This window comes from Dehalococcoides sp. THU4 (assembly GCF_043231265.1).
Classification (GTDB): Bacteria; Chloroflexota; Dehalococcoidia; order Dehalococcoidales; family Dehalococcoidaceae; genus Dehalococcoides; species Dehalococcoides mccartyi.
This window is the reverse complement of sequence record NZ_CP171266.1, coordinates 809,231-822,045: the sequence shown is the minus strand read 5'-3', so window position 1 is coordinate 822,045 and position 12,815 is coordinate 809,231. Positions and strand designations below refer to the sequence as shown.

The window sequence follows — 12,815 nt, the reverse complement described above, 5'->3', positions numbered from 1 at the left end:
GTAACACTGCAATACCGTTTTGGCTATTCCGAATTTTTGACCATTTTTGATACTTCTTAGTCCAGATATTCTACTATGCCGGGGGGGCGGTCTTTTATAACTACCTCTATCCCTGCCTGTTTGAACATATCTATAAATGAATCATCTGCGTATTTGCCGTAGCTAACGTAGCGTTTGATACGGGCATTGGTCAGCATTTTAGCACACAGCACACAGGGGGTATGGGTGGCATACACTGTTGCCCCTTCCAGACTGGTGCCGTGCAAAGCCGCCTGGATAATAACATTCTGTTCGGCATGGACTGCCCGGCAAATCTCATGGCGGGTACCCGATGGTATGCCGTTCTGATTACGCAGGCAGCCCAGTTCCAGACAGTCTGTCAGACCGGCCGGTGCCCCGTTGTAACCGGTGGAGAGAATATGTTTATCCTTTACGGCTACCGCCCCGACATGATGGCGGACACAGGTAGAACGTTCGGCAACCACCGCCGCTATCTTCAGGAAATATTCGTCTGCATTCGGGCGGCTCATACGTCTGCCCGCAGTTCCAGGCTAAGCTTCTTTACCTGTTTTTCCATATCTTTTAAATCCAGTTCGTTAAGAAGGGTAATATCCGCCATGACAATCGGCCCGGCCTTGTTTATATTTTCTATCTCAGAGTAATCACGGGAAACGGCATTTTCATAATTCAAAGGGCGGTCTGCCCTTTCGCACAAACGGGAATAACGGGTGGCGGGTGAAGAAGAAATGGCAAGGACAATCAGCTGGTCTTTATAGTAGCTCTTTAAAAACTTGTACTCTTCCCATGAATACAGCCCGTCCACCACCACGTTGTCTTTCTTCAGGTTTTCATCAATACGGCTAAGGTTCAGCACCGCATAAGCCTCCATGCCGTACTGCTTGCGGAGTGATTCCCGCACCTTGCGTTCATTTTCCTCGTTCAGGGGCAACCCCAGTTCGCGAAGTTTCTCATCAGTGATATCTCCGAAGCGTATCCGTATAAAACCGTTTTTACTGAACATACGCGAGGCTTCGGTCTTACCCGCCCCCGGCATGCCCACCAGGGCAATTACCTTCATCTCCCGCTCCTTTGTATATTATCCAAAAACCCCAGACTATTTAAAGGGTTATTCCATAACCCGGCGTTTCATGCTGAACAGGGTAGCTATATAAAAGGCGGCTGACACCCCGATAACCGCCAGCAACGAGATTACCACATTTACCCCCGCAAAGTCACCACTGACCGCCCCCCGTATAAGGCTGACCGCCGGGGTAAGAGGCACAATATTTGAAATAACCTGAACCGTCTCCGGAAAGCTGGAAACCGGGAAAAAAGCCCCGCTGAAAAAGGTCATCGGGCCGATAAACAGGGTAAAATAATAATTAAAACTGTAAACAGAGGGGACTATGGAAGCAAAGAAAACACCCATACTGGCAAACATGATACCTTCCAGCACCGCAAAAACAGGCGCCAGCAGAGCCAGCGGCGAATGGATAATACCGAACAGGGCGGCCACCAGCAGGATAATACAGGCTGTTATGATGGAGCGGGTAGCTCCCCACAAAACTTCCCCGGTTACCACGTCACTTATATTCATTGGGGTAGCCAGTATGGAGTCATAGGTTTTTCGGAAGTCCATGCGGAAAAAGACGTTATAGGTACACTCAAAGGTGGCGCTGGTCATGGCGTAGCTGGCAATAACACCCGGTATTATAAACTCCATATACGGCTGGCCGTTTATATCCCCTATAAATGACCCGAAGCCGAAACCAAGTGCCACCAGCAGCACTACCGGCTCAATTATAAACCCCGGAGCTATAGACCAGAACAAACGGATAAAAACATCGTAATTCCGAAGCCACATATAAAAGGCACGGTAGGTAGGCCAGTTCATTCCACCAGCCCCTTCCCGGTCAGACGCAAAAATACGTCTTCCAGTGTGCCTATCCGCTGCCATACATTCCAGCCAAGGGCCTTAAGTTCGTCAAGCAGGTTATCCTCGCCGCAGCGGAACACCTGGATAATGAGGCCGGAATCTTCAAAATCCAGCCTCCGCCGCATACACTCAGCTATTATGGCCTCGTGTTCACCCGGGCGGACTTCTATCTCCATAAGGCAGTGACCTACGTGATTGTCCACCAGCCCCTTGGGGGTATCCATGTCCAGCACTCTGCCCTGATGCATTATGGCTATCCGGTCACACAGTACCGCCGCTTCATCCATATTCTGGGTGGTAAGGAGCTGGGTTATTCCGCCGGCTTTTAATTCCTTCAGCTTCTGCCAGACCAGATATTTGGACTGGGGGTCAAGACCAACCGAAGGTTCGTCCAGAATAATAATGCCGGGGTTATTCATAAGCCCTCTGGCCAGCAGCAAACGCCGCCGCATACCGCCCGAAAGGGCCTTTACCTCGGAATTAGCCTTTTGTTCCAATTTAAAAAGATGCAGTATCTCAGAGGCTCTTCGGCGGGCATCAGCTGCTTTTATATCAAAGAAACGGGCGAAGGTGACCAGATTTTCAGTTACCGAAAGCTCAGAATCCAGATTGTCCAGCTGGGGTATTACCCCGAACATGGCCTTTATCTGCCTTAGGTGGTCTGCCAGGTCAAGCCCCATCACCTCCACTTTACCCGAATCTGAGGGAGTAAGTGAAGTCAGTATGCGTACCAGAGTGGTTTTACCCGCTCCGTTCGGCCCTAAAAGGCCAAAGCACTCTCCCTGCTCTATCTCCAGGTTCAGCCCGTCCAGAGCAGTGCAGTCTTTGTACCTTTTGACCAGATTGGAAACCTTGATAGCAGGAGTACTCATAAAATTACTTAAAATGATACCAGTAACTGCCCATCTCGGCAATAAAATCAGGCAGGAAGCTGTGCTATAATTGGCTTTAAATGAACACTGAAAAACTGAGAAGTTTTTTAAAAAACCGCCTGCCGCCAGAAATAAACCGGCTTATTCTGGCGGCAGCTGAACTGGCCGCCAGCCAAAAGGCATCTCTTTATCTGGTGGGCGGGCTGGTACGGGACTGCCTGCTGGACACCCCCCCTAAAGATGCAGACCTGGTAATTACCGCAAACGCTATCCGGTTCGGACAAGACCTGCTTCAGGGCACTTCATACAAAACCACCCTGCACCACCGCTTTGGTAACCTTTCGGCAGATATAAACGGCTTTAAACTGGATATTACTACCGCCCGAAGCGAAGTTTACCCCGCCCCCGGCAAACTGCCGGAAGTAGGCGCAGGCGATATCAAGGCAGATTTGTTTCGCCGGGATTTCAAAATAAACGCCATGGCCATAAGCCTTAGCCAACAGGATTTCGGCTGCCTTGTAGACCCCTATGACGGGCTTACAGACCTGAAACAGGGCAAACTTAGCGTACTCCACCCGAAAAGCTTCCAGGATGACCCCAGCCGCATCTGGCGGGCTTTGCGTTACTCGGAGCGGCTCGGTTTTGATATTTCGGCTGAGACTCTTGTCCTGCTTAAGCGTGATATGCAGCTAATTCCGCTGATAGGTGCTGACAGATTGCGCTATGAGATAGAATGTGTTTTGGAAGAAGCCAAACCTGAAAATATCTTCCTGAAAGCAGAGGAAACAGGCGTCCTTAGGTACAGCCTGCCAGATGTAAAGGCTGATGGCTGGCTGGTGGAAAAATTTGTCGAAGCCAGAAAAATATACGGCACATGTATACCCAGGGTAATATATTACTGCCTGCTCTCTGCCCGTCTGAATAAACTTCAGGCAGAAAACCTGGTAACCGGGCTTAACCCCGGTAAATATATTACCGGCTGTCTGGGTGATTACCGGTATCTGGCTGAAAATCTACCCAAACTGGAAAAAACCGGCCTTAGACCCAGCCATTTGTACAAGATACTGGTAAAATGCCGGAAAGAGGCCCGGCAGAGTTTTTATATAGCGTCAGACAACCCTCTGGTCAGGCAAAATATATTACTTTTTGAGGAAGAACTTTCAAATATAAAGCCGCATTTAAAAGGAGCTGACCTGATTGCCCTCGGATTTGCACCCGGCCCGGCTATCCAAACTATACTAAGAGAACTGCTCTTTTTGAAGCTTGACGGCCAGCTAACCAGCCGGGCAGATGAAATAGATTATGTAAAACGGAGACAAGCAGATGACCAGTCATGATACTATGAAAAAGGTACACGACCTGCTGACCTTTGGCTTTGAAAGCCAGCCCCGCAAGTTTATCAGCTGGTTTATCATCAGCCTTATCTGTTTAAATGTTCTGGCGGTTATACTCGGTTCGGTAGATACCATTGCACGTGATTATCATACCCTGCTTCATAGTTTTGAAATATTTTCAGTGACGGTATTCAGCCTGGAATATATTTTGCGGGTGTGGAGCTGCACCGTTGAGCCAAAGTATTCGCACCCTTTTACCGGACGGATACGCTTTGCCTTATCCCCGCTGGTGCTGATGGATTTACTGGCTATCCTGCCCTTCTACCTGCCGTTCCTTATACGCGTAGACCTGCGTTTCTTGAGAACCCTGCGGCTCCTGCGGTTATTCCGCTTAAGCCATCTGAAGCGTTTCAACGAAACCTCCCACATGATTCTAAACGTACTCCGCGAACGCAGAGAAGCCCTGATAATATCTTTTTCCATTATTTTGCTGCTGGTTATTATTACTTCCAGCCTGATGTACTTCGTGGAAAACCCGGCTCAGCCGGAAGTGTTTAAAAATATACCTGATGCCATGTGGTGGTCTGTTATGACCATGACTACGGTAGGTTACGGTGATATTTACCCCATTACCGCACTGGGGAAATTTCTGGGGAGTGTTATCGCTGTACTGGGGCTGGCTGTCTTCGCTTTGCCGACCGCCATTTTATCCGCTGGGCTGCTGGAAGAATTCCGCAGGAAAAAGGAACTGAACGAACACATCTGCCCCGTCTGCGGGCAGGAAATACCAAAACACTAAAAACCCTTAGGCTAATTCCGGGGATACCCTAAATGTCTCTAGGAGTATATACTAAGTGAACAAACAAAGAGGGGAAACTATAATATGCAGATAAAAAAGGATTTGGCGCTAACCAACAAGCTTTTATCCCAGGGCCTGGTCTCCAGCCGCGACCCCGAAACCGGGTTCAGATATATACTCTGTGCCACCTGCCCCAAGGACGGCGGAGACGGAACAGTAGCCCGCATTGACCGCAAAGATAACGAAGTAGAGCGGGTGCTTTTCTGCTGCAGTATCTGCGGGCAGGAATTTGCAGCCAAACCGGAGGATATTTTCCTTACCTGACCTTAGCACAAAAGCAGTCCTGAAAATACAAAAGGGGGCAGATATCTGCCCCCTTGGTTTTGTAAAAAAATTCTCCTAGACAGCTTTGAAACTGGAGGCGGGTGCCCCGCAGATGGGACAGCGGGCAGGAGCCTCACCCAGCACGGTATTACCGCAAACCTGACATACATAGTATACCTGGTCCGGGGCTTTGACACCGGACTTTACTTCTTCCAGCGCTTTTTCAAAAAGCCCGTGATGAATTTTTTCTACCTTATTAGCGTGGTTAAAGCTAAGCAGGGCTGCTGAATTTCCTTCGGCCTCAGCTTCTTTGATAAAAGGCGGATACATACTGGTAAATTCATAACTCTCACCCTCAACCGCCGCTGAGAGATTAGCCGCAGTAGCACCCACCCCTTTCAGAGCATTAAGGTGGTTTCGGGCATGGACAGTTTCTGCCTCGGCTGCAGCCCTGAATAAACGGGCTACGTGGGCAAAACCCTCTTTCTCAGCTTTATCAGCAAAAAACAGATATTTACGGTTGGCCTGGCTTTCACCGGCAAAAGCAGCCGACAAATTTTCGGAACTGGACATTAAAACACCTCCCTGATATTTGAATGATATTTATATGATACCTCTATGCCACCCATCAATCCAGTGGCCCTAAAGTGGATACCAGATAAGCCTGATGCCCCTTCTGGCACAGATTATGGTATATCTTCTCAGCCATATTTTTATCTTTAAGCAGGGTAAAGAGGGTCGGGCCTGCTCCGGCTAAAAATATCTGGTAAGCCCCGGCTTCCAGAAACTGCCAGCGATATTTGGCCAAATCAGGGAAAAGGGTGAAGGCTATTTTTTCAAATACATTGAAACACGAACTGTAGCTTAGCTTACCCTGACATATATCTTCCAGCAGTTTATCGCTTATTTCCCCGCTGCTAAAGCTATCTGTATGCAGATTACGGTAGAGAGCGGCAGTTTTATCCGGCGGCATTTCTATTTCAGGAACCAGCAAAACCGCCCACATTTGATTGAGAGTGGGCAGGGGGGTTACGGTTTCTCCCCGTCCTTCCATCATAGCCGTACCGCCCATCATGAAAAACGGCACGTCAGAACCCAGCTCTGCCCCCAGTTCCATAAGCCGCCAGCGCGGATAACCGCACCCCCACAGCTTGTTAAGCCCTTTTAAAACAGCCGCCGCACAGGAACTGTCTCCCCCCAACCCCGAAACCAGGGGAATACGCTTGGCTATAGTCAGGTTTACCCCGCGTCCCTGCCCGCACCTTTCACTAAATAAGGCCACAGCTTTGGAAACCAGACTATGTTCAGCCTGCCAATCCGGGCTGTCTGAGCTTATTTGCACTGTTTTGGCCGGGCTGAAAGACAGGCGGTCACATAAGCTGAGTGACTGGATAATACTCCGCAGCTCATGGTACCCGTCATTCCGGCGGTAGAGGATTTCCAGACTCAGGTTGACTTTGGCCGGAGCCAGCAGTGTCAGCATGGGTTCTCCGTGTACACCAGGCATAACATTTTCCACTCCTCCATACTCAAGGTCTCTGCCCGGCGGGCGGGTTCTATACCTGCCCTGTTCAGCAGTGCCAGTACACTCTGCTTGGATACACCCAGTCCCTGTGCCAGAGCGTTAAGAAGGGTTTTACGGCGGGTGCCGAAACCGGCTCTGGCCAGTTTAAAAAAATCAGCCTCAGACACCCCCTGCATAATGGCTGCCTGGGGGATAGCTACCTTTACAATAGCCGAATCCACTTCCGGCGGAGGATAAAAAGCCCCGCCCGGCACTACTGATACCAGCGAAGGGTTGCCGTAAAACCGCACACTCAGGGTTAAAAGACCCATGTCCCCTGTTTGAGCGACCATATTTTTGGCCACCTCTTTTTGTACCATGACCACCATAAGTTCCGGCTTGGCCTTAGCTTCCAGAAACTGGCGAAGTACGGCTGAGGTTATGTAATACGGAAGATTGGCCACCAGCTTATAGGGAATATTTTGACCCAGTATTTCCGCCGGGCTGGTTTTAAGTATATCTGAATGGATAATCCTGAAATTAGGATAGGCTTTAAATTTTTCGGTCAAGGCAGTTACCAGCTTGTCATCCAGCTCTACCGCTATAACCTGCCCGGCCTTTTTAAGGAGTTCTTCGGTAAGTACTCCAAGCCCCGGCCCCACTTCAATAACCGTATCCGTGGGTTTCAAATCTGCAGCCAGTAGTATTTTATTAAGCACGCCCTGGCTTATCAGAAAATGCTGCCCCAACCCTTTGCGGGCCCTGAGGGTATAGCCCTCCATCATCTCTTTGGCCTGAGCCATAAGTGAAGGTGTACCAGTAGCTGCCAGAGGTGCGTCTTTCTCCATGTACCTCTATTATAGGGATTTAGCTCCCTTTGCTCAATCGTGCTGATAAAAACTGGGGCAATTTGGCTTTTTGCATCTTTTTCTGGGTAGCCGTTATGTTATAAGACACCCTGTACAGACAAAAAGTACGGGCTTCTTCGTTGTAAATACCGTAACTGGCCTGCGGGTTGCCGTCCCGCGGCTGGCCGACACTGCCGGGATTGATTATCAGACTGGTCTGGCGGAGCGGCTGCATACTGCCTGCCATAAGCGGCATACCCCGGCAAATACCCCTTTGGCCGGGAGTAAAGACATAAGGCATATGGGTATGCCCCACCAGACAATAAGGGGTACTCATAAGCCCGAAATTTTCAGCCGCAATCTGGGGGGTACTTATATACTCCCAGTCCGGGCGGCGCAGACTGCCATGCACCAGGGTAAAATCACCCTCAACTACAACCTCCGGCAAAGAGGCCAGATAATCAATCATAGTGCTGGACAGCTGGTTTCTGGTCCAAACCAGAGCCCGGGCGGCTTCCAGCGCAAACAGAGAATGGTTTATCTTACCGGCAACCGCCAGGTCATGATTACCGGCTACAGCCAGATGTTTGCGGCTTTTCAGTATTTCCAGACAGGCCACCGGGTCAGGGCCATAATTTACAATATCCCCCAAACACCATATCCCGGCAGCGCCCCTTTTATCGGCATCTTCCAGAACAGCATTTAATGCCTCCAGATTAGCATGTATGTCCGCCATAACAGCATAACGCATACCTAATGATACCATAAGGTACTATTTTGTTAAGTGCCCACTGTCCATTTTTAGCTATACCTGTTGCGGAAAAATAAAACAGGCCTTGGATAAGGCCTGTTTGTAATATATCTATAACTTTTTACTGTTTAAACAGGTTTACGGGCCCGCACAAATACAAATACCCCCCGCACAGCTTCCAGCTCCTCTACCTCAAAACCGGCTTCGGTCAAAAGCTTGCGCCATTCCTCCAGCGTATGCACCCACATAATATTATGCTCAACAGGATAACGGTATATAGTATTGACTATCAGGGAATAAAACTTGTTTTTGGGCTGGTAAATATCATAAACAGCCACTTTGCCGCCGGGCTTCAGGGTACGGAAGCATTCCGCCAGTACTTTACCGAAGAGTTTAAACTCGTGGCTGGCACTGGAGCAATAAATACGCTCAAACTCCCCGTCTTCAAACGGCAGATGGTAAGCATTTCCCCGTACCAGAGTTTTGTTGGGGCGTTTGGTGCGGTCATTAAGGGCCATCATCTGGACAGACTGGTCTAAACCCACAATCCGCTTTGCTTCTATTTTGTTGGCAATATACCCGGTACCGGTACACAGGTCAAGGACACTGAAAGCCGAGGTATCTTCATTCAGCATTCTGTCACGGGCACTTTCAAATGTACCCAGCATAAACATACGGGTTAAAAATTCGTATACCGGGGCAACTTTTTCAAAAAAACTGGGGGCTACCATTATGTCAACATCCCTATGGCCACCGTAGCAGTTGTGACCGAATATATTATGACCATCAATTTATTGGCCATGGCTACCTTTATGGGGTCATTATAATAGCGGTGGGCAATCCTGACAGCCATAACTGCCAGAGGGATACCGCCTAAGGATATGGCTGAAAGCGGGGGCATCACCCCGGTAAATACAAGTGCCAGTATATAGGTGTAAAGGCCTGCCAAAGAGAGACTGAAAAGATTTTTGGCATTTTTAGGCCCCAGGCGATAAGTCAGGTTACGTTTACCGGCTGCCCTGTCTTCCTGATAATCAGGTATCTCATTTATAAGTATCATTGCCCACATGCACAAGCCCGGTATAACACCTATCAGCAGCACATCCCGGTTAACCATACCGGTATGCACAAAATACCCCCAGGCTGTCAGCACCGGCCCGTAACCGATAAGCATCATCAGCTCACCCAGGCCATGGTAAGCCAGACGCATGGGTTTAGCAGAATAGAGTATGGAAATAGCCGCCCCGATAACGGCAATCCACATAACCCCCCAGCCCATATCCAGCGCCATATAAATGGCACACAGCAGGGCGAAGAAATACAGAGAGAAGATAACCAGGAGGGACTGGCGGGGCTTTATAACCCCGCAGGTAAAAACCCCGCTCCCGCCGGAAAAAGGGTTTTTGGCATCAGCATGTTTGCAATCAGTGCCATAAACATAATCAAGGGTGTCATTAAACATGGTAAGGCCAATCTGAACAGCGGCAGCGGCTGAAAAGGCCACTACAAAGTTGACTACGTCAAAGGTATCTTCAGAAAAAGCCAAAGCGCCGGCTATTACCACCGGCATTACACCCTGGGGCAGGAACTTGAGACGGGCGGCCTGTATCCAGTCCTGAAAATCCGGACGTTCGCTAGTAAGCGCTTTCAAGAACTTTCTTCAAAACCTCTTCAGAAACCTTGGTACCTATTTTACCATTTTCCTTGTGGAAACGGGTAAAATCCTCAAGCAAAAAGAAGTCTGTACGGGCAGTACGGCGTTTGTTATCATAGCGCAGGGCTTCCAGCACCCCTTCCAGAGGAACATCCGCCGGAATACGGGTGGGCAAACCCAGCTTCTTGAAAATACGCTCTATTTTAGCGGCCAGTTCGGGCTTCATATAGCCCATCTCACAGGAAAGGGCGGCCTCAGCCACCATGCCGATAGCAATGGACTCACCATGCAAAAGCTGGCCGTTTTTAATAATCTCTACCGCATGGCCTATGGTATGCCCAAGCTCCAGCTGGGGGTCAAGCTTGCCCTCAAAGGGGTCAATCTTAAGCAGCTCCAGCTTCAGCTCTATGGTATGGCGGGAGATATAATCTATAACTTCCGGCGAATAATCACCGGCGTGTTCTTCAATGTAGTCAAAAAAGGAGGATTCCTGGCACAAGCCGTGTTTTACAGATTCGGCCAAACCCGCCCGTATCTGGCGTTCGGGCAGAGTCCGCAGGAAATTAAAATCTATAAAGACAAACTCAGGGGCATAATACTGTCCGAACAGGTTTTTACCCATTTTGTAGTTAACAGCCTGTTTTTGTCCAATGGCACTGTCTATCTGGGCAACCATGGTGGTAGGAATATGGAAAAAGCGCAACCCCCTGAAAAGGAGTGCGGCGGTAAGGCCGCCCAGATTCCCTACTACTCCGCCCCCCAAGCAGACGATAACGCTTGATTTGGTAGCCCGGAGGTCAAGGATTTTTGAGCCTATGTCTTCCAGGGTAGACAGAGTTTTTGAAGCTTCACCGGCCGGGAAAGCCAGCAGGTGGGTTTCGGTCACCCCGGAAAGCAAATCTTTGATTTTATCTTTTAGAATATTTTCCAGATTGGAATCAGTTATTATAAAAAACTTGTCCGCATTTAGCTGTTTTGCATATTCGGGCAGACTACCCAGTATGTCACTGCCTATATATACGTGGCGGGTACGGTTATTCCCAATGTCATAAGCCAGTGTATCCACTTTACCCATTTTAATTCTCCGGCTTATAGGCCACGGTCAGTGTACCCATACCACCGCTCTGATAGCGGGATTTGATATTTATAAAACCCTGATTCTGGAGTATAGACATTATTTCCGCGTTACTGGGCATGGCCAGCACCGAGTTTGCCAGATACCGGGCTGATTTGCGTTCTGTGCCTATTATCCGGGCCATGATGGGCATCAGGTTTTTCAAGGCAAACAGGTAAATTCCGCGGAAGGGCTGTTTTTCGGGTTTGGTCATATCCTGCAAAACCAGCAGACCGCCCGGTTTAAGTGCTTTAAAAATATTAGAGGCCGCCAGATTTTTGTTGGCAAAATTGCGGAAGGCAAAGCAGGTGCCGATAACATCGTACTTGGCATCCCCGTAGGGTACCTCGGCATCACCCACCCAGAACTTCACATTGCGGTCAGGGTAGTTTTTCTTGAGCCGCCCCTTGGCTACTTCCACCATTTCAGGGGTAATATCAAAGGCGTCTATATCCACATTATTCATGTAATGCAGAGTGTTAAAGGTAACAAAACCGGTCCCGCAGGCCAAATCCAGCATTTTTACCTGGGGCATATTGCGGGTATAGGTCAGTATCTCTAAAACCATCTCTTTGCCCCAGCGGCGGTGAATACCCATACCTATAATATCATCGTGCAAATCATAGTGTTTGGCCTGAAAGCCAAACAGCTGGAGCATATAACGCTTGCGGGCCTGAGCCTCTTCAGACTCAAAACCGGGGTCTTTTACGCTTACATTCACACTGCTCATCTTATTCTGATTTCTCCGGCTTGAAACCCCAGATTACGCAGGCAATACCCAGTGACAGGCTCTTGTACTGGCATTTCTCAAAGCCTTTGCTTTCCATCAGTTTTACAATCTGCCCGTTAGTGGGCATCATCATGGCAGACTTGTAAAGCCAGCGGGCAGCGGATTTTTCGGTGCCCAGAATACCGGTAAGCACCGGCAGGATATACTTCATGTAGAATATATACAACCCGCGCATGGGGTGGCGTTCGGGTTTGGTAAGGTCCTGAATAATAAACAGACCGCCTGGCTTCAGGGCATTGAAAACGTTTTCGGTGGCAATGCCTTTGTTGGCAAAGTTGCGGTAAGCAAAACTGGTAGTTACCAGGTCATATTTCTCTTCGCCAAAGGGAACTTCGGCATCACCCCGCCAGAACTTGATATTCCGCCCTTTGAAATACTTTTCGTAGCGTTCTTTGGCAACGGCCAGCATATCCGGGCTGATATCAAAGGCCTCTATGTCAACATTGTCAAAGTTTCTGGCTGTATTGAAGGTAACAAAGCCGGTGCCGCAGGCCAAATCCAGCATATCAACATGTTTCCGGTCTTTCAGAAACCGCCCCATTATCTTAAGAACGGTCCGCATCCAGAAACGGTGGGCATAAAGCCCGAAAACATCATCATGGAAATCGTAGTTTTTTGCTTGGACTACGAACAAGTCAACCATGTACTGTTTACGTTTATGCGCCTCTTCAGAGTCAAATCCGGGGTCATGGATAGGCGCTTCGGCCAAACTACTCATCAGCTATCACCTTTTGAAGCATTTATTTAGACATATTCCATATCTGAAGTCATTGAAACGGGGAACCCACCAATGACAAAACTCAGCTTTTTTGAGTAAGTGCCAAACAAAAACGCCACACTAATGGCGATTTCAAAAATCAATAATATTCCTCAATGTACTAATTGTCAA

The 12,815-nt window shown here is 48.9% G+C and carries 16 protein-coding genes; 3 read left to right on the top strand and 13 right to left on the bottom strand.

Annotated elements, in window-relative coordinates; genetic code table 11:
• Positions 1 to 56: 56 nt before the first annotated feature.
• From ACE6F3_RS04330 to ACE6F3_RS04315, 4 genes are read right to left on the bottom strand one after another with little or no spacing between them, the layout of a single operon-like run.
• Positions 57 to 530 carry a cytidine/deoxycytidylate deaminase family protein gene (locus tag ACE6F3_RS04330; protein ID WP_010936191.1) on the bottom strand — a complete coding sequence of 158 codons (474 nt, stop codon included), beginning with the start codon at positions 528 to 530 and terminating at the stop codon, positions 57 to 59.
• Positions 527 to 1,078, bottom strand: coding sequence for an AAA family ATPase (locus tag ACE6F3_RS04325; RefSeq protein ID WP_041341319.1), 552 nt, complete (start codon positions 1,076 to 1,078; stop codon positions 527 to 529). The genes ACE6F3_RS04330 and ACE6F3_RS04325 overlap by 4 nt, the downstream gene beginning before the upstream one ends.
• Before the next feature lie 48 nt (positions 1,079 to 1,126).
• On the bottom strand, positions 1,127 to 1,894 hold the full coding sequence (locus ACE6F3_RS04320; RefSeq protein ID WP_324665478.1) for an ABC transporter permease: 768 nt from the start codon (positions 1,892 to 1,894) through the stop codon (positions 1,127 to 1,129).
• A complete protein-coding gene (locus ACE6F3_RS04315) occupies positions 1,891 to 2,808 on the bottom strand; it encodes an ABC transporter ATP-binding protein (RefSeq protein WP_324665480.1) in 918 nt (305 codons plus the stop codon). The genes ACE6F3_RS04320 and ACE6F3_RS04315 overlap by 4 nt, the downstream gene beginning before the upstream one ends.
• Before the next feature lie 80 nt (positions 2,809 to 2,888).
• Between ACE6F3_RS04315 and ACE6F3_RS04310 the strand changes: the two genes are divergently transcribed.
• From ACE6F3_RS04310 to ACE6F3_RS04300, 3 genes are all read left to right on the top strand, one after another.
• Positions 2,889 to 4,145 carry a CCA tRNA nucleotidyltransferase gene (locus ACE6F3_RS04310; protein ID WP_324665482.1) on the top strand — a complete coding sequence of 419 codons (1,257 nt, stop codon included), beginning with the start codon at positions 2,889 to 2,891 and terminating at the stop codon, positions 4,143 to 4,145.
• Positions 4,132 to 4,941: a potassium channel family protein gene (locus ACE6F3_RS04305; protein ID WP_010936186.1), complete on the top strand. Its 810-nt coding sequence runs from the start codon at positions 4,132 to 4,134 to the stop codon at positions 4,939 to 4,941. Before ACE6F3_RS04310 ends, ACE6F3_RS04305 begins: the two co-directional genes overlap by 14 nt.
• 84 nt (positions 4,942 to 5,025) lie before the next feature.
• Positions 5,026 to 5,265 (top strand): hypothetical protein, encoded by a 240-nt coding sequence (locus tag ACE6F3_RS04300; RefSeq protein ID WP_010936185.1) that lies wholly within the window; start codon positions 5,026 to 5,028, stop codon positions 5,263 to 5,265.
• A gap of 75 nt (positions 5,266 to 5,340) precedes the next feature.
• On the opposite strand, the gene ACE6F3_RS04295 is transcribed toward ACE6F3_RS04300, so the two are convergent.
• The 9 genes from ACE6F3_RS04295 to ACE6F3_RS04255 form a co-directional block, all read right to left on the bottom strand.
• The gene (locus ACE6F3_RS04295) at positions 5,341 to 5,838 is read right to left on the bottom strand and encodes a rubrerythrin family protein (protein WP_058292211.1); all 498 of its coding nucleotides are present in this window, start codon (positions 5,836 to 5,838) and stop codon (positions 5,341 to 5,343) included.
• Positions 5,839 to 5,893: 55 nt separating this feature from the next.
• Positions 5,894 to 6,748: a 4-(cytidine 5'-diphospho)-2-C-methyl-D-erythritol kinase gene (ispE, locus tag ACE6F3_RS04290; protein WP_324665711.1), complete on the bottom strand. Its 855-nt coding sequence runs from the start codon at positions 6,746 to 6,748 to the stop codon at positions 5,894 to 5,896.
• Positions 6,742 to 7,617: a 16S rRNA (adenine(1518)-N(6)/adenine(1519)-N(6))-dimethyltransferase RsmA gene (rsmA, locus tag ACE6F3_RS04285; protein WP_324665486.1), complete on the bottom strand. Its 876-nt coding sequence runs from the start codon at positions 7,615 to 7,617 to the stop codon at positions 6,742 to 6,744. Before rsmA ends, ispE begins: the two co-directional genes overlap by 7 nt.
• Positions 7,618 to 7,636: 19 nt before the next feature.
• Positions 7,637 to 8,383, bottom strand: coding sequence for a metallophosphoesterase (locus tag ACE6F3_RS04280; RefSeq protein ID WP_233417660.1), 747 nt, complete (start codon positions 8,381 to 8,383; stop codon positions 7,637 to 7,639).
• 113 nt (positions 8,384 to 8,496) lie between these two features.
• Positions 8,497 to 9,099: a class I SAM-dependent methyltransferase gene (locus ACE6F3_RS04275; RefSeq protein ID WP_010936180.1), complete on the bottom strand. Its 603-nt coding sequence runs from the start codon at positions 9,097 to 9,099 to the stop codon at positions 8,497 to 8,499.
• Entirely contained in the window at positions 9,099 to 10,019 is a 921-nt protein-coding gene (locus ACE6F3_RS04270) for a prenyltransferase (protein WP_324665489.1), read from the bottom strand. The genes ACE6F3_RS04275 and ACE6F3_RS04270 overlap by 1 nt, the downstream gene beginning before the upstream one ends.
• Positions 10,003 to 11,097 (bottom strand): iron-containing alcohol dehydrogenase, encoded by a 1,095-nt coding sequence (locus ACE6F3_RS04265; RefSeq protein WP_010936178.1) that lies wholly within the window; start codon positions 11,095 to 11,097, stop codon positions 10,003 to 10,005. The genes ACE6F3_RS04270 and ACE6F3_RS04265 overlap by 17 nt, the downstream gene beginning before the upstream one ends.
• Before the next feature lies 1 nt (position 11,098).
• Positions 11,099 to 11,866, bottom strand: coding sequence for a class I SAM-dependent methyltransferase (locus ACE6F3_RS04260; RefSeq protein WP_041341302.1), 768 nt, complete (start codon positions 11,864 to 11,866; stop codon positions 11,099 to 11,101).
• 1 nt (position 11,867) lies between these two features.
• Positions 11,868 to 12,644, bottom strand: coding sequence for a class I SAM-dependent methyltransferase (locus tag ACE6F3_RS04255; protein WP_010936176.1), 777 nt, complete (start codon positions 12,642 to 12,644; stop codon positions 11,868 to 11,870).
• Positions 12,645 to 12,815 lie beyond the last annotated feature (171 nt).